This window comes from Kitasatospora sp. NPDC059599, from assembly GCF_042735125.1.
Lineage (GTDB): Bacteria > Actinomycetota > Actinomycetes > Streptomycetales > Streptomycetaceae > Kitasatospora.
This window is the reverse complement of the sequence record NZ_JBHWCL010000065.1, coordinates 1-16891: the sequence shown is the minus strand read 5'-3', so window position 1 is coordinate 16891 and position 16891 is coordinate 1. Positions and strand designations below refer to the sequence as shown.

Sequence of the window (16891 nt, the reverse complement as noted above, 5' to 3'; positions counted from 1 at the left end):
AGCGCCCCTCTATGGGCTTGTCGGCGTAAAACCGACCGATAAGGTGTTAATCCAACATTCATCCATGCCGCGTAGCCTCCGGGGGCTAGCCTCATGCTGAACGTCATCGTCCGACCGGGAGGCGAAAGCCCCGTGCAAGGCACTGTCACCACACCAGGCGGCTCCACGGTGGCCGGAGGCCAGGGCGAGGCGTTCCTGCTCGTCGTGGACGACGAACCCAACATCCGCGAGCTGCTCGCGGCTTCGCTGCGCTTCTCCGGCTTCCGGGTCGCCTCCGCCGCCAGCGGCACCGAGGCGCTCGACCTCATCGCCGTCGAACGCCCCGACCTCGTCGTGCTCGACGTGATGCTCCCCGACCTCGACGGCTTCACCGTCGTCGAGAAGCTGCGCGAGCGCACCAGCCGCGGCCAGATAGCCGGGCCCGCGCACGGACACCCCGGCGACCACCTGCCGGTGCTCTTCCTCACCGCCAAGGACGGCGTCGGCGACAAGGTCCAGGGCCTCGCCGCGGGCGCGGACGACTACGTCACCAAGCCGTTCAGCCTCGAAGAGCTGATCGCCCGGATCCGCGCCATCCTGCGCCGGGCCGGCGGCCCGGCCGAGGACGGCCGGCTGCTCGTCGCCGACCTCAGCCTCGACCCCGTCGCCCACGAGGTCACCCGCGCCGGCACCCCGGTCTCGCTCTCCCCGACCGAGTTCAAGCTGCTGCACTACCTGATGGCCAACGTCGGCCGGGTGGTCTCCAAGGCGCAGATCCTCGACCACGTCTGGGCCTACGACTTCGGCGGCGACCTCTCCATCGTCGAGTCGTACATCTCCTACCTGCGCCGCAAGCTCGACTCCGGCCCCGCCCACGGCCCCAAGCTGATCCACACCGTGCGCGGCATCGGCTACGCACTGCGCCGCCCCCCGCAGGGCTGACCGGTACCGACGCCCGTGTTCGCCCGTTTCTCCTCACGGCTGTCGCTGCGCGCCCGGCTGCTGGTGCTCGCGCTCGTCCTGGTCACCACCGGGCTCGCGGTCAGCGACACCTTCGTCCTCGGTACCGTCCGGTCCCAGCTGGTCGAGCAGCTCGACGAGCAGCTCCAGCGCTACGGGCTGCCGCTGTCCCGCAAGCCTCCGGCGCAGGCCACCTCGCCGGCCCCCGGCCGGCCCGGCCTCACCGGGCGCCGGGTCAGCCTGCCCAGCCAGTACCTGGTGCAGTTCCTGTCCTCGGACGGCAAGGTCCAGACGGTCATGCGCCAGCCCGTCTCCGACAGCGACCCGGCACCCCAGCTGGCCGGGCTGGACCCGACCCGGACCGCCCCCGACGTCCCCTTCGACCTGCCCGACCAGCGCGGCCAGCACCGCTGGCGGGTCCTGGTGCTGCCGCTCCAGACGCCCCGCGGACAGACCGTCAACCCCAGCACCTTCGCCTCACCCGCGGTCACCCCGACCTACGTCATGGTCGCCGTCTCCCGCGAGGACATCGACGACACCCTCGGCAAGCTCAGCACCTCCTTCCTGGCCATCGGCGGCGCCGTCCTGGTGCTGATCGCCGCACTCGGCTTCTTCGCGGTGCGGGCCGGCCTGCGGCCGCTGCGGCGGATCGAGGCGGGCGCCGAGCGGATCGCGGCCGGCGAGCTGTCGCACCGGATGCCCGAATTCTCCCCCGGCACCGAGGTCGGACGGCTGGCCGTCGCGCTCAACGGCATGCTCACCCAGATCGAGGCCGCCTTCGAGGCGCGTGCCGAGTCCGAGGCCCGGATGCGCAGCTTCGTCGCGGACGCCTCGCACGAACTGCGCACCCCGCTGGCCGGGATCCGCGGCTTCGCCGAGCTGTACCGGATGGGCGCGCTGCCCACCGACGCGGACGTCAAGCGCACCATGACCCGGATCGAGAGCGAGGCCGACCGGATGGGCGCCCTGGTCGAGGACCTGCTGGTGCTCGCCAGGCTGGACGAGGAACGCCCGCTCGACCTCGCCCCGATGGACCTGCGCACCCTCGCCGCCGACGCCCTGCACGACCTCACCGCGCTCGACCCCAGCCGCCCGGTCGCGCTCACCGGCCCCTCCGGCACGGGCGCGCCCGGCGCGGCGCCCGTCGTCGGCGACGAGGCCCGGCTGCGGCAGGTGGTGACCAACCTGGTCGGCAACGCGGTCAAGCACACCCCGGCCGGCACCCCGGTCCGGATCGGCGTGGGCGCCCGCGCCGACGGCACCTGCCTGCTGGAGGTCGCCGACGCCGGGCCGGGCCTCACCGAGGAGCAGGCCCGACGGGTCTTCGACCGCTTCTTCCGGGTCGACGCCTCACGCAGCCGGGACAACGGCGGCGGCGCCGGACTCGGCCTCGCCATCGCCACCGCCCTCACCCGCGCGCACGGCGGGACCCTCAGCTTGGAAACCGCGCCGGGCGAAGGCGCGACCTTCCGGGTCGAACTGCCCCACGACGGCGACCGGCCTTCCTGACAGCGGGCCTTCCTGACAGCGGGCCCGCCCGGCGGCGGGCCGCCCTTCCGCAGGGCGGGTCACCTCGTCGACGGGACTTTGCGCGCCCTTTGTCGACTCGTCAATGATCCCGTCAACCAGGAAAGTCGAGCGCCCGGACATTGCCGGAATCCGGCATGGAGCGTCAAGAAAGCGTCTGCCTATGATCGGCACTGCCTGGCCGTCACCACCGTTACGGACCAAGGCCTTTGCTTTCTTTCCGACCCGAAAGGGGTCATTGTGAAACTCCGCCGTTCGCTGGTCTCGGCCGCCGTCCTCGCCTCCGTGATCGTGCCCGCAGCCGCGTTCTCCGCCGCACCGGCCTTCGCGACGACGGCCTCGGCGTCGCAGACCCGGAGCGAGAACGCCTCGATCGCCGAGCTGGAGCAGGCCGCCGCCGACGCGGCCAAGGCCTACGAGGCCGCGAAGGCCCACGAGGCCGACCTCAAGGCCAAGTTCGACGCCTGGACCGCCCCGGCGGACCTCCGAGCCGCGTTCGAGGCGGCCAAGGCCGCCGCCGCGAAGGCCACCGCGACCAGGGAGGCCCTCGACAAGGCGGCCGGGGAAGCCGCCGCCGCGTACGGCAAGGCCAAGGAGGAGGACCTGGAGAAGGCCAGGGAGGCGATGCTGAAGGCGTTCGACGCCGCCAACGCCTCCCACACCGCCGAGACCGAGGCCAAGGCGGCCGTCGACGCGGCCGGCCGGGCGATCGACGACGACCGGATCGCCGAACTCCGCAAGGTCATCGCCGCGCAGGACGCCACCGAGAAGGCGGCCGCCGCCAAGGCCGCCGCCGACAAGGCGCTCGCCGACGCGAAGGCGGACGCCGAGAAGCCGGTGGAGAAGCCGGTCGAGCAGCCGGTCGAGAAGCCCGTCGAGAAGCCCGTCGAGCAGCCGGTCCAGCAGCCGGTGGACAAGCCCGCCGGGCCGCCGACCACCGTCACCCCGGCCTCGGACACCACCGAGGCCTCGACCGCCACCGCCACGTCGGACCGGTCGACCACCGCCGTCACCTCGACCACCGCCGTCACTCCGGCCACCTCGCAGGCGGCCACCACCACGGGCTCGACCACCGAGCTCGCCGAGACCGGCTCCGGCCCGGCCACCCCGTACTTGGCGCTGGGCTCCGGCCTCGCCGTCAGCCTCGGCGCCGCCGCCCTCTACGTCTCCCGCCGCAAGCCGGCCGCCCGCGCGACCCGCTGACCCACCCCGGTCCGCGTCCGCTCGGGAGGAGGCCGCGCACCGACCGCACCGCACCGCACCCGCGACCGCAGGACAGGCCCCGGCCCGTCCTGCGGTCGTGGCGTTCCCGGCCCGAAACGCCCCGATCGGGTGAACCGGAACCCGTTCACCCGGGTGGCCCCCCGGTCGTGTGCGATGGTCCAGGAGCTCACTCGGCGACCGGGAGACCATCGTGGATTCTGATCAGCGGCTCTGGGAGGCCTGGCAGGCCATCACCGTCCCGAAGCACGCGCGCGCCGAGATCGACGAGGACTGCATCACCATCTCGGTCATCGGTGGCGCCCGCCGTGCCGGGGTGGGCCGGAGACTCCGAAGCGCGTTGAAGGACCACCTGGGCGGGGCCGGGCACGAGCCGACGCGGGGCCGGTACCTCATCGCCGGGACGAAAGCGATGATGCCCGACATCGCCCTGGCCCCGAGTGGCACCGGGATCGAACACCCGGACGGCGTGGGGCTGTTCGCCAGTGGGATCCCCCTGGTCGGCGAGATCGTGTGGCCCGACTGCCACGTCAGCCGTGAGCACGGCATCAAGCAACGCACCTACGCCTCGGCGGGGATTCCCGTGTACGTGATCATCGACGACTACGACCATGGTGGCACCGTGACCGTTCTGACCCGCCCGGATTCCGAGCGCCGTGACTACGCCTCTTCGACCCGCGTCCCCTACGGCAAGGAGGCCGTGATCCCGGAGGGCCCCGCCAAGGGCTTCGTGATCGGCCCGGAGATCACCGGTGAGCTCCGTGGCTGAGCGCGAGGTGTCGTTCAAGCGGGACCTGTCGGAGTGGCGGGTCGCCCTGGTCGCCTGGCGGCTGCTGGTGCTGCAGGCGGCGGATCCGGTGGTGGGGGCCGGGATGTCGGAGCACTCGACGTACCGGGCGCACCCGTGGCGGCGGATCGAGCACACCCTCGGCAGCGGGCGGCGGCTGTTCTACCAGGATGCGGAGACGCTGCGGCGTGAGGTCGCCCGGCTGGACCGGGCGCACAAGCGGATCCGGGGGACGGCGCCGGACGGGCGGGCGTACGACGCCCGGGACGCCGCGACCAGGGCGTGGGTGCTGCTGACGCTCTTCGAGTGCGTGGTCGCCATGCGCCGACTCGGCGGGGACCCTTACGACGCCGGGCAGTCGGAGGAGGCGTACGCGGAGTTCAAGGGCGCGGTCGCGGCTTTCGACCTGCCCGAGGGGGAGTTGCCCGCCACGGCGAAGGACCTGCCGGCCTACTTCGCCCGGTACGCCCGGGAGAAGCTGGAGTTCACCGACGCGGCCCGCTACCTGATGGGCGACCTGCTGCGGGAGGCGCCCCGGCCGCGGCGGCTGTGGTTCCTCGGCGACGCCGGGTGGCGGGTGCTGCGGCGCTTGGTGGCCCGGGTGATCACCGAGCTGACGGTGGCGGACCTGCCGCCGGTGGTGCGGGAGCGCTTCGGGATGGTCCCCACCAGGCGGGCGGAGCTGTTGTCCGTCGTGCTGCACCGGGGTGCGGGGGCGCTGGTGCGCCTCCTCCCGGACCGGATGCGCTACCGCTCCCCGGCCGAGCAGGGGCCGCCCCGCCGCTACCGCCCGCAGCGCGACCCTCGCGGGTCGCGGCTGGACCGGTTCTTCCGGGAGGTGCTGGACCAGACCGGCGACGGCTTCGTCACCGTGCACGACCTGCGGGCGATGGCGCACAACGTGTGCTGGCAGCTGGAGCTGGACGAGGCCGGCGAGGCGCGGGTCCACGAGGCCTTCGAGGGTTGGTGGGAGCAGCTGCGGGCGGCGATGGACGCCAACGGTGACGGCAAGGTCAGCCGGGAGGAGTTCGTGGCCGCGACCGCGGCCGGCCTGGACCGCGACGGGACGTACCTGGAGCAGGGGCTGCTGCCCGCGCTGCGGGCGGTGTTCACGGCGGCCGACACCGACGGCAGCGGTTTCCTGGAGTTCGACGAGTACCAAGCGGTGTTCGGCGGTCCGCGGGTGCACCCGGCCGAGCTGTCGCACGGTTTCCGCCAGTTGGACACGGACGGGGACGGGCGGATCACCCGGGAGGAGTTCCTGCACGGCTTCACCGAGTTCTTCACCGCCCGCGCCGACTCGACCTCGGGCACCCAGCTCCTCGGCCGCGCCTGACCGGCACCCCTCTCGCCCGCCTGCCCGCCCGGGCCGTAGCACGCCCCGTTCGCCGTCGCGAGCGGGGCGTCGGCCTGTCAAGCGCCGGTTCGGCCAAGAACCCGCCGGCATCCGCCCGCTCGTTCGTTGCCCCGCCACCGGCCCGGTCCGCAGACTGTGCGCACCGCACCGCACACCGTGACCGCACCGTGACGCACCCCACAGGGCTGTCAACCCCACCCCACCTGCAATTCCCCCGTAAGGATGGTGGATACTGATGCTTGTGAACGTGTTCACGTTCACAAGCGGACAAGCTTGCATGGTTCGGCAGCGGTCTACGGCTATAGAAGATGTTTGTCCGGAATGAGCCCGTCGGAGTACGGGCCGGCTGGGAGAGAGGGCGACGTGGAACTGGCAATCGCTCACGAGACCATCGCGCGATGGCAATTCGGCATCACCACCGTCTACCACTTCCTCTTCGTTCCGCTCACGATCAGCCTGGCCGCGGTCGTGGCCGGCCTGGAGACCGCCTGGGTGCGGACGAACAAGGAGAAGTACTTCCACGCGACCAAGTTCTGGGGAAAGCTCTTCCTCATCAACATCGCGATGGGCGTCGTCACCGGAATCGTCCAGGAATTCCAGTTCGGCATGAACTGGTCCGACTACTCCCGCTTCGTCGGCGACGTCTTCGGCGCCCCGCTCGCGATGGAGGCGCTGATCGCCTTCTTCTTCGAGTCCACCTTCATCGGCCTGTGGATCTTCGGCTGGGACAAGCTGCCGAGGAAGATCCACTGCGCCTGCATGTGGATGGTCGCGCTGGGCACCGTGCTCTCCGCCTACTTCATCCTGGCCGCCAACTCCTGGATGCAGCACCCCGTCGGGTACGCGATCGACCCGGCCACCGGCAAGGCGCAGCTGACCGACATCACCGCGGTGCTGTTCCAGAACACCACCCTGACCGTCGTCGCCCACACCCTGACCGCCGCCTTCCTCACCGGCGCCGCCTTCATGGTCGGCATCTCCTCGTTCCACCTCTGGAAGGCCAAGCGGAGGCCGGAGACCGCCGACGCGAAGAAGACCGCCTCGATGCGCACCTCGCTGCGGCTCGGCCTGGTGCTCGCCGTGGTCTTCGGCGCCGGCACCGCCCTCAGCGGCGACGAGCTGGGCAAGGTCATGTTCGAGCAGCAGCCGATGAAGATGGCTGCCGCCGAAGCCCTGTGGGACACCCAGTCGCCCGCGCCGTTCTCGGTCTTCGCGGTCGGCGACGTCAGCAAGGGCCACAACTCGGTCGCGCTGGAGGTCCCCGGGATACTCTCCTTCCTCGCCCACAGCGACTTCAGCTCCTCCGTCCCCGGCATCAACGACACCGCCGCGGCCGAGGCCGCCCGGCACGGCGGCGACCCCAAGGACTACATCCCGAGCATCTTCGTCACCTACTGGGGCTTCCGCCTCATGATCGGCTTCGGGATGACCTCCTTCGTGGCCGGCCTGATCGGACTCTGGACCACCCGCAGGAAGCTCTTCCTGCGGCCCGAGTTCCGCACCGGCGAGACCGAGGTGCCCCGGCTGATGCTCACCCCCGGGCGCGAACTCGGCCCGCTGCTGACCACGTGGAGCTGGCGGATCGGCATCCTGACCATGGGATTCCCGCTGATCGCCAACAGCTTCGGCTGGATCTTCACCGAGATGGGCCGTCAGCCCTGGGCCGTCTTCGGCCTGATGACCACCTCCAGCGCGGTCTCGCCCAACGTCGGCGTCGGCACCCAGATCGGCGCACTGGCGACCTTCACCACGCTGTACGCGATCCTCGCGGTCGTCGAGGTCCGGCTGCTGGTCAAGTACGCCAAGGCCGGCCCGGTGGTGACCGAGCAACCGCCCACCGAGGACCCCTCGCTGCGCGGGCCGTCCTCCGGCGAGGACGCCGACAAGCCGCTCGCCTTCGCGTACTGAGGCACCCGGGACGACTGAGGACCACTGGGGAACTGAGGATCTGACATGCAACTCCACGACGTCTGGTTCGTGCTGATCGCGGTCCTGTGGATCGGCTACTTCTTCCTGGAGGGCTTCGACTTCGGGATCGGCATCCTGACCAAGCCGCTGGCCCGGAACACCGCCGAGCGCCGGGTGCTGATCAACACCATCGGCCCGGTCTGGGACGGCAACGAGGTCTGGCTGCTGACCGCCGGCGGCGCCACCTTCGCCGCCTTCCCGGACTGGTACGCGACGCTCTTCAGCGGCTTCTACGTTCCGCTGCTGGTGATCCTGGTCTGCCTGATCGTCCGCGGCGTGGCCTTCGAGTACCGGGCCAAGCGTGACGGCGCCCGCTGGCAGCGGAACTGGGAGGAGGCCATCTTCTGGACCTCGCTCCTGCCCGCCTTCCTCTGGGGCGTGGCCTTCGCCAACATCGTGCGCGGCGTGGACATCGACGCGCAGAAGAACTACGTCGGCACCCTCGGGGACCTGCTGAACCCGTACGCGCTGCTCGGCGGCCTGGTGACGCTCTCCCTGTTCACCTTCCACGGCTCGGTGTTCGCCGCGCTCAAGACGGTCGGCGAGATCCGCGAGCGGGCCCGCAGGGCCGCCCTGCAGGCCGGACTGGTGACGGCCGTGCTGGCCCTGGTCTTCCTGGTCTGGACGCAGGGCCACAACGGCAACGGCCGCAGCCTGGTCGCCCTGGTGATCGCCGTGCTGGCCCTGACCGGCGCCCTGGTCGCCAACCAACTGGGCCGTGAGGGCTGGGCGTTCGTCCTCTCCGGGGCGACCGTCGTGGCCGCCGTCGCGATGCTCTTCCTGGCGCTCTTCCCGAACGTCATGCCGTCCACCCTGAACCCGGCCTGGAGCCTGACCGTCGGCAACGCGGCCTCCTCGCCGTACACGCTGAAGCTGATGACCGTCGTGGCGGCGGTGTTCACCCCGCTGGTGCTGCTCTACCAGGGCTGGACGTACTGGGTGTTCCGCAAGCGGATCGGCGTCCAGCACATCCCCGGGCACGCCCCCGCCGCCCCCGCCGCCCCGCTCGACCGGGGCTGACGCGATGAAGCCGGTCGACCCCCGACTCCTCGGGTACGCCCGCACCACCAGGGCCTTCCTCGCCGGATCCGTGCTCCTCGGCGCGGCCGGTGCGGCCCTGGTGGTCGCCCAGGCGGGTCTGATCGCCGAGATCGTCGTCCGCGCCTTCCAACGCGGTGCGACCCTCGCCGAACTGACCGCGCCGCTGCTGCTGCTCGCCCTGACGGCCCTCGGGCGCGGGCTGGTCGGCTGGCTCACCGAACTCACCGCGCACCGGTCCGTCGCCCGGGTGAAGTCCACCCTGCGGCTGCGGCTGCTCGACCACGCCACCGCGCTCGGTCCGTCCTACCTGGCGGGCCGGCGCACCGGAGAACTCACCACCCTCGCCACCCGCGGCGTCGACGCACTGGACGACTACTTCGCCCGGTACCTGCCGCAGCTGGCGCTGGCCGTGGTCGTCCCCGTGATCGTGCTGCTGCGGATCGTCGGCGTCGACTTCACCTCGGCCGCGATCATCGCCGGGACGCTGCCGCTGATCCCGCTGTTCATGGTGCTGATCGGGATGGCCACCCAGTCCCGGATGGACCGGCAGTGGGACACCCTGGCCCGGCTCTCCCACCACTTCCTCGACGTGGTCGCCGGGCTGCCCACCCTCAAGGTGTTCAACCGGGCCCGCACCCAGGCCGCCACCATCGCCCGGATCACCGCCGACTACCGCCGGGCCACCCTGCGCACCCTGCGGATCGCCTTCGTCTCCTCCTTCACCCTCGAACTGCTCTCCACCCTGTCCGTCGCCCTGGTCGCGGTCACCGTCGGCTTCCGGCTGGTGGACGGCACGCTCGACCTGGAGACCGGGCTGCTGATCCTGGTCCTCGCCCCCGAGGTGTACGTCCCGATCCGCCAGGTCGGCGCGCTCTACCACTCCAGCGTCGAGGGGCTGACCGCCGCCGACGAGCTGTTCCGGGTGCTGGAGACCCCGCTGCCCGCCACCGGCACGGTGCCCGCGCCCGACCTGGCCGGCGCCCTGATCGAGGCGGACGGGCTGGTCGTCCACCACCCCGGACGGACCGGGCCCGCCCTGGACGGCGCCGCGCTGACCCTGCGTCCGGGCTCCAGCACGGCCGTGACCGGCCCGAGCGGCGCCGGCAAGTCCACCCTGCTGGCCGTCCTGCTCGGCCTCACCGCCCCCGGGACCGGCACCGTCCGGATCACCGCCGCCGACGGCCGGTCCCACGACCTGGCCGACCTGGAACCCGGGAGCTGGCGGCGGCAGATCGCCTGGGTGCCGCAGCACCCCCACCTGTTCGCCGGGACGGTCGCCGACAACCTGCGGCTCTACCGGCCCGACGCGACCGACGAGCAGCTGTGGACGGCGCTGCGGGCCGCGCACGCGCTCGACTTCGTGACCGACCTGGCCGCCGGGCTCGGCGAGGACGGCGCCGGGCTCTCCGCCGGGCAGCGCCAGCGCCTCGCCCTCGCCCGGGTGCTGCTCGCCGACGACCGGCCGCTGGTGCTGCTGGACGAGCCCACCGCCCACCTGGACGGCGCCTCCGAGGCGGCCGTCGTGGACGCCGTCCGGACGCTCGCCGAGGACCCGGCGCGCACCGTGCTGATCGTCGCGCACCGGCCGGCCCTGCTGGCCGTCGCGGACCAGCGGGTCCGGCTGCTCCCGCCGCCCCCGGCCGAGGGCCTCCCCGCCGCGGGACCCGTCCCCGCCCTCGCCCACAGCGGCCGCCCGACCGCCGCCCCCGCCGTCCCCGGGGAACCGGAGACCGAGGCCGGCAGCACGCCCCGGCTGGCCCTGTCCGTCCTGCTCGGGGCACTCGCCCTCGGCTGCGCCGTCGCGTTGATGGCCACCTCCGGCTACCTCATCTCCCGCGCCTCCGAGATGCCGCCGGTGCTCTACCTGATGATGGCCGTCACCTCGGTCCGCGCCTTCGGCATCGGCCGCAGCGTCTTCCGCTACGCCGAACGGCTCGTCTCGCACGACGCGGTGCTGCGCACCCTCGGCACCCTGCGGGCCGCCGTCCACCGGCGGCTGAGCGCCCTCGCCCCGGCCGGCCTGCCCGCCTTCCGGCGCGGCGACCTGCTCTCCCGGCTGGTCGCCGACGTGGACGCGATCCAGGACCACTACCTGCGCTGGCGGCTGCCGGCCGCCGTGGCCGGCGTGGTCGGGCTGGGCTCGACGCTGGCGATGGCCGCCTTCCTGCCCGCCGCCGGGGCCGTGCTCGGCCTCGGACTGCTGCTCGCGGGCGTGCTGGTGCCCGCACTGGCCGCCCGCTGGTCGGCCGGCGCCGAGCGGCGGCAGGCCCCGGCGCGCGGGCGGTTGGCCACCACCGTGGTGGACGCCTTCACTGGCACGGCCGAACTCACCGTGGCCGGCGCGCTGCCCGCCCGGCTCGCCGCCGTCCGCGGCGCCGACGCCGCGCTGACCCGGCTGGCCGCCCGCTCGGCCGCCACCACGGCGCTCGGCACCGGACTGATCGCGCTGCTCACCGGGCTGACGGTGACGGCGGCGGCGGCCGTCGGCGTCCAGGGGGTGCGCGGCGGGGCGCTGGCGCCGGTCTGCCTGGCGGTGGTGGTGCTGACCCCGCTGGCCGCCTTCGAGGCCGTCACCGGGATGCCGCTCGCCGTCCAGGCCCGTCAGCGCAGTCGCGCCGCCCGGGCCCGGCTCGACGAGGTGCTGAACGCCCCCTCGCCGGTGACGGAGCCGGCGGACCCGGCGGAACTCCCCGGTGAGCCGTTGCCGGTCGCGGTGCGCGGGCTGACCGTGCGGCACCCCGGGCAGGCGTCCGACGCGCTCGCCGGGGTGGACCTCGACCTCGCCCCGGGCCGCCGGATCGCCGTGGTCGGCCCGTCCGGCTCCGGCAAGACCACCCTCGCCCAGGCGCTGCTGCGCTTCCTGGAGCCGGGCGCCGGGAGCGTCACCTTCGCCGCCGGCCGTCCACAGGCTGTGGACAGCCGGGAGCTCGCGGGCGAGGACGTCCGCCGGGTGATCGGGCTCTGCGCCCAGGACGCGCACGTGTTCGACAGCTCGCTGCGGGAGAACCTGCGACTGGCCCGGCCCGCCGCGGACGAGGACGAACTGCGCGCCGCGCTCGCCGCCGCCCGGCTGCTGGACTGGACGCGGAGCCTGCCGGACGGCCTGGACACCATGGTCGGCGAGCACGGCGCCAGGCTCTCCGGAGGCCAGCGCCAGCGCCTCGCGCTCGCCCGGGCCCTGCTCGCGGACTTCCCCGTACTGGTCCTGGACGAGCCCGCCGAGCACCTCGACCTGCCCACCGCCGACGCGCTCACCGCCGACCTGCTGGCCGCCACCGAGGGCCGCACCACCGTGCTGATCACCCACCGGCTGGCCGGGCTGGACGACACCACGGTGGACGAGGTGCTGGTGCTGGACGGCGGCCGGGTGGCCGAGCGGGGCCGCTGGTCCGAGCTGGTCGCCGACCCGGACGGGCGGCTGCACGCGATGTGGCGGCGGGAGCGGGAGGCGGACGGGCTGCTGGAGCCGGCCGGGCGCTGAGACCGGGCCGCCGATCCCCGTGCGCCCGGTGGGCCCGGTGCGCGTGGTGTGTCCGGTGCGCGCGGTGCGCCCCGTGCGCGCGGTGCGCCGACCGCCCAGCCGATGCGCCCGGTGGGGGCCGGTCGTGCCGTCCTTCGTCTGAAAAGCGTACAAACTAGGCTTTCTTCATGGACCCGATGCCGGACGTTCCCGAGGCCACCTCCGAGGCCACCCCCGAGCCGACACCCCATCGGGTGCCCGAGATCGCCTCGCTCGGCCTGGACACCCTGGTCACCGAGGTCGCCGAGCGCCTGCAGTCGGCCGCCGCCGTCACCGACCGGATGCAGCGGCTCCTGGAAGCCGTGGTCGCCATCGGCGCCGGCCTGGACCTGCACGCCACCCTGCACCGGATCGCCACCGGCGCCGCCGAACTGGTCGACGCCCGCTACGCGGCGCTCGGCGTGATCGCCCCCGGCGGCACCGGCCTGGCCGACTTCATCCACGTCGGCGTCGCCGACGAAACCGCCGCCGAGATCGGCGACCTGCCCGCCGGCCGCGGCGTCCTCGGCGCGCTCATCGACCGCCCCGAACCGCTGCGGCTGGCCGACCTCGGCACCGACCCGCGCTCCTCCGGGTTCCCGCCGCACCACCCGCGGATGCAGACCTTCCTGGGCGTGCCGATCCGGGTCCGCGAGGAGGTGTTCGGCAACCTCTACCTCACCGAGAAGAAGGGGGGCGGCGCCTTCACTCCCGAGGACGAGCAGGTGGTGCACGCCCTCGCCGCCGCGGCCGGCGTGGCGATCGAGAACTCCCGGCTGTACGAGGAGGGCCGCCGCCGCGAGCGCTGGATCGCCGGTGCCGCCGCCGTCACCACCGCGCTGCTCTCCGCCGAACAGGCCGAGACGGCCCTGACCGTCGCGGCCGAACAGGTGCGGGAGCTGGCGGACGCCGCCCTCGGCATGATCCTGCTGCCGACCGGCCCGGAGGGTGAGGAGGACGGGCAGATGCGGGTCGCCCACGCCTCCGGCGAGGTGGCCGAGTTCGTCCGCGGCGAACTGCTGCCCAAGCAGAGCTTCGCGGCCCGGCTGCTGGAGGGGGAGAGCGTCCGGCTGGACGACATGTCCAGCGACCCGACCGTGGTGATGCGGCTCGCCCGCCGCTTCGGCCCGTCCATGGCCGTGCCGATGATCGCCGCCGGGCGGGTGCTCGGCGGCCTCTGCGTCTGGCGGCCGTGCGGCGCCCGGCCGTTCACCGACGGCGAGAAGCAGCTCGCCGAGACCTTCGCCTCCCAGGCCGCCCTCGCCCTGCGGCTCGCCGAGGGCCAGCGCGACCAGCAGCGGCTGGCCGTCTTCCAGGACCGCGACCGGATCGCCCGGGACCTGCACGACCTGGTGATCCAACGGCTGTTCGCCACCGGGATGATGCTGGAGAGCGCGGCCCGGCGGGCCATCGTCCCGGAGGTGCGGACCGGCATCGGCAAGGCGGTCGACGAACTGGACGCCACCATCCAGGAGGTCCGCACCACCATCTACGCCCTCCAGCACGACAACCACGGCGACGCGCCCGACACCCTGCGCACCCGGGTGCTGCGGGAGGCCAGCCAGGCCGCCGCGGCCCTCGGCTTCAAACCGGCGGTGAGCTTCGTCGGCCCGGTGGAGAGCCTGGTCGGCGAGAAGACCGGCCGTCAACTGCTGGCGGCACTACGGGAGATGCTGTCGAACACGGCCCGGCACGCGCGGGCCTCCCGGGTCGGTGTGGAGATCGACGCCACCGTCCACCTGGGCGACGACGGTCGGCCGGTCGGCGGCGACCCGGATTCACTGGATCGCAGCGGTCGCCCCGGCGTACTGCTCTCCGTGACCGACGACGGGGTGGGCATCCCGGAGGGCGGCCGGCGCAGCGGGCTGCTCAACCTCACCCGGCGGGCGGAGGCGCTCGGCGGCGACGCCTGGCACGAGGGCGGGCCCTACCGGAAGGGCACCGTGGTGCGCTGGACGTCCCGGCTCTGAGGGTGTTCCCGGGGGCTGTCCGGGCGGGTTCCGAAGGCATTCGCAAAGCCCTCGGGTAAAGACAAGTGAAAGTTAAACGAGAGAGAACTTCCCGACCAACGGAGCAAGTTGTGAACGTTCTGGGCTTTCCGGGGCTCTGTGTGCACACATAGCTTTGCTCCGCTCGGAGGGGAAACCGGAAGGTAACCGGACGGAGGGGGCAGTGGACGCTTCCGGCCGCGGTCACACCGCAGCAGGGGCAAGTCGAGGGGGGTTCCGCGCCGAACGGACCGCGGACGGGCGCTACCGCTGGCAACTGAAGGCGCCCAACGGCCGGGTGGTCGCGATCACCCCGGCCGCGTTCGAAACGGCCGGTGAGGCCGAGCGCTGCTTCGACGGCCTGCGCGCAGGGGCGGCCGAGCTGACCGCCCGCATCACCCACGTCCGGGACGGCATCGGCTGGATCTGGGTCGTGCCGGGTGCGCGCAACCTCCCCGAGGTGCGTTCCAGCCGCGCGTACGAGCGGTACGCGACCTGCCAGAACGCCTTCCGGCGGTTCGTGGTGCTGCTCGCCAAGCAGCCGCCGCGCGACCTGCCGCCGCGCGAGTCGGCGCCGCGCGACCTGCCGCCGCGCGAACTGCCTGAGCGCGCAGTGCCGTTGAGACGCACCGATGGCCACTGAGCGGCGCGGTCCGCGGCTGCTGGTCGTGCCCGCGGCCGACCGCTGCCTCGGCTGGGCGCTGCGCGCCGCCAACGGCCGACCACTCGGCGTCGGCGTGCGCACCTACCGCACCGAGGAGGAACTGGCCGAAGCGGTAAGAGAGTTGCTGATCGAGCGGGCCGCGCTGCGGTGCTCGATCAGCCAGTCCGAGGGGCGTCAGTGGGTCTGGGCCGCCTCCCTGCCGGTGCGCAGCACCCGGCCGGGGGCGGCCTCCGCCGTTCCGGTCGCCCGCAGTGCCCGCGGGTACCTGCGGCGCGACCAGTGCCAGGCCGGGATCGATGGATTCCTGGCCGCTCTGCAGTGGGTGGGGCAGGAACTGCGCCGTTCGGGGCGCGACGGCCGCCGGCCGCTGTAGCCCGCCGCCCGCGTGCCGCATGCCGTGGTCAGCCGCCCGCATGCCGTGGTCCGTCGTCGCCGTGCGGTGGTTCGCCATCGCAACGGCACGGTTCGCCGCCGATGGGTCGTGGGCGGCGTTCCGTTCGTGCGTTTCCGGTGAAGCCCAGGTTTCCGGCAACACCCCGAGCAGCCTCCTGGAGAAGAACGTCGACCGGGTTCGGAGGCCCGGTCCCGCCCCTGTCGCGTCCACGCTGACCAGTGCCTAAACCTCGCTGAACCGATGAGTCGACATTCCCCGGCGGCCCTCGACCTCCCTTCCGGCGGAACCCGCCCGCCGGACAGGATCTGCACTGCCGGACAGGCCGCAGCGGACGCGGCCACCGGCCCCGAACTCCCGACCGGAGCAAGGGTTCACGCGATGGACGTCTCTCCCACCGGAGGAAGAGAAACATGCGTAAGACCGCTGCCAACCTGCTTGCCGCCGCCGCGCTGGCGACCTCGGTCGCCACCGTCTTCGCCGGCACCGCCGTCGCCGACCCGGCCGGCCTGCCGAACTCCCAGGACATCGTGGGCGTCGGCTCGGACACCACCCAGGCCGTGCTGAACCAGCTCGCCGCCGACTACAACGCGACCCTGACCAACCCGAGCGACCCGCACCTGTACAGCTGGGACGCGATCCCCTCCGGCACCATCACCACCAAGTCGGGCGCCACCGCGATCACCCGCCCGAACGGCTCCGGCGCCGGCATCACCGCGCTGAACGCCAACACCAGCGCCACCGTCGACTTCGCCCGCTCCTCCCGCGCCCCGCAGGCGAGCGACCCGACCACCGACGACTTCGTCGCCCTCGCCAAGGACGCCGTCGCCTGGGCCGCCCCGGCCGCCGGCAACGCCCCGGCGAACCTGACCACGCAGAACCTGAAGGACATCTACACCTGCACGGTCACCAACTGGAACCAGATCAGCGCGTCGCTCCCGAACGCCACGATCAAGCCCTTCCTGCCGCAGGCCAGCTCCGGCACCCGTTCCTTCTTCCTGACCACCATCGGTGGCGGCACCGCCGTCACCCCGGGCGCCTGCGTCACCAGCGGCACCCAGGAGAACCAGGGCAGCGACCCGGCCCTGGCCGACGTCAACTCGGTGGTCCCCTACTCCGCCGCCCACTACATCGGCCAGGTCTACTTCGGCAAGGGCAGCGGCGCCGACGTCCAGGGCCCGCTGACCATCCGCAACGTCGACGGCGTCGCCCCGGTCGACACCGTGAACAAGACCATCAGCTCCGCGTTCGCGGCCACCGCGTACTCCCGCGTGGTCTACAACGTCTTCCGTGACGCCGAGTGGACCGCCACCGACGCCCACGGCACCGCCCTGCGCGCCATCTTCGGCAAGGGCGGCTGGATCTGCACCAAGGGTGCCGCCGACATCAAGAGCTTCGGCTTCCTGCCGCTGTCCTCCTTCGCCTGCGGCAGCGTCACCCACTCCTGAGCCACCCCGCACCTCACCGGCGGCCGCGGGGCCTCCCCCCCCCCGCCCCCCCCCCCCGCCC

General features: G+C 73.1%; 12 protein-coding genes. All 12 read left to right on the top strand.

Annotated features, from left to right (window positions below; all coding sequences use genetic code 11):
* Window positions 1-132 precede the first annotated feature (132 nt).
* Complete coding sequence (locus ACFV04_RS22700; RefSeq protein ID WP_380348205.1) at window positions 133-921, top strand: response regulator transcription factor; 789 nt, start codon at window positions 133-135, stop codon at window positions 919-921.
* Between the two features lie 15 nt (window positions 922-936).
* A complete protein-coding gene (locus ACFV04_RS22695) occupies window positions 937-2448 on the top strand; it encodes a sensor histidine kinase (RefSeq protein ID WP_380348207.1) in 1512 nt (503 codons plus the stop codon).
* Between the two features lie 258 nt (window positions 2449-2706).
* Entirely contained in the window at window positions 2707-3669 is a 963-nt protein-coding gene (locus ACFV04_RS22690; RefSeq protein ID WP_380531587.1) for an LAETG motif-containing sortase-dependent surface protein, read from the top strand.
* A gap of 211 nt (window positions 3670-3880) precedes the next feature.
* Window positions 3881-4456 (top strand): Uma2 family endonuclease, encoded by a 576-nt coding sequence (locus tag ACFV04_RS22685; protein WP_380348211.1) that lies wholly within the window; start codon window positions 3881-3883, stop codon window positions 4454-4456.
* Window positions 4440-5810 (top strand): oxygenase MpaB family protein, encoded by a 1371-nt coding sequence (locus ACFV04_RS22680; protein WP_380531583.1) that lies wholly within the window; start codon window positions 4440-4442, stop codon window positions 5808-5810. Before ACFV04_RS22685 ends, ACFV04_RS22680 begins: the two co-directional genes overlap by 17 nt.
* 384 nt (window positions 5811-6194) lie before the next feature.
* Entirely contained in the window at window positions 6195-7739 is a 1545-nt protein-coding gene (locus ACFV04_RS22675; RefSeq protein WP_380348215.1) for a cytochrome ubiquinol oxidase subunit I, read from the top strand.
* Window positions 7740-7784: 45 nt separating this feature from the next.
* Window positions 7785-8819: a cytochrome d ubiquinol oxidase subunit II gene (gene cydB / locus ACFV04_RS22670; RefSeq protein WP_380531580.1), complete on the top strand. Its 1035-nt coding sequence runs from the start codon at window positions 7785-7787 to the stop codon at window positions 8817-8819.
* 4 nt (window positions 8820-8823) lie between these two features.
* Window positions 8824-12321 (top strand): thiol reductant ABC exporter subunit CydD, encoded by a 3498-nt coding sequence (cydD, locus tag ACFV04_RS22665; RefSeq protein ID WP_380531577.1) that lies wholly within the window; start codon window positions 8824-8826, stop codon window positions 12319-12321.
* A gap of 176 nt (window positions 12322-12497) precedes the next feature.
* Window positions 12498-14309 carry a GAF domain-containing protein gene (locus tag ACFV04_RS22660; protein WP_380348229.1) on the top strand — a complete coding sequence of 604 codons (1812 nt, stop codon included), beginning with the start codon at window positions 12498-12500 and terminating at the stop codon, window positions 14307-14309.
* 202 nt (window positions 14310-14511) lie between these two features.
* On the top strand, window positions 14512-14970 hold the full coding sequence (locus ACFV04_RS22655) for a hypothetical protein (RefSeq protein WP_380531574.1): 459 nt from the start codon (window positions 14512-14514) through the stop codon (window positions 14968-14970).
* Window positions 14960-15364, top strand: a complete 405-nt coding sequence (locus ACFV04_RS22650) for a hypothetical protein (protein ID WP_360258620.1) — start codon at window positions 14960-14962, stop codon at window positions 15362-15364. Before ACFV04_RS22655 ends, ACFV04_RS22650 begins: the two co-directional genes overlap by 11 nt.
* 431 nt (window positions 15365-15795) lie before the next feature.
* A complete protein-coding gene (locus ACFV04_RS22645; RefSeq protein ID WP_380348223.1) occupies window positions 15796-16830 on the top strand; it encodes a PstS family phosphate ABC transporter substrate-binding protein in 1035 nt (344 codons plus the stop codon).
* Window positions 16831-16891 lie beyond the last annotated feature (61 nt).

Bases quoted from the DNA above. Each gene is read 5' to 3' on its own strand.
- cydD (WP_380531577.1), top strand. From the start codon at position 8,824: ATGAAGCCGGTCGACCCCCGACTCCTCGGGTACGCCCGCACCACCAGG.
- ACFV04_RS22650 (WP_360258620.1), top strand. From the start codon at position 14,960: ATGGCCACTGAGCGGCGCGGTCCGCGGCTGCTGGTCGTGCCCGCGGCC.
- cydB (WP_380531580.1), top strand. From the start codon at position 7,785: ATGCAACTCCACGACGTCTGGTTCGTGCTGATCGCGGTCCTGTGGATC.
- ACFV04_RS22645 (WP_380348223.1), top strand. From the start codon at position 15,796: ATGCGTAAGACCGCTGCCAACCTGCTTGCCGCCGCCGCGCTGGCGACC.
- ACFV04_RS22660 (WP_380348229.1), top strand. From the start codon at position 12,498: ATGCCGGACGTTCCCGAGGCCACCTCCGAGGCCACCCCCGAGCCGACA.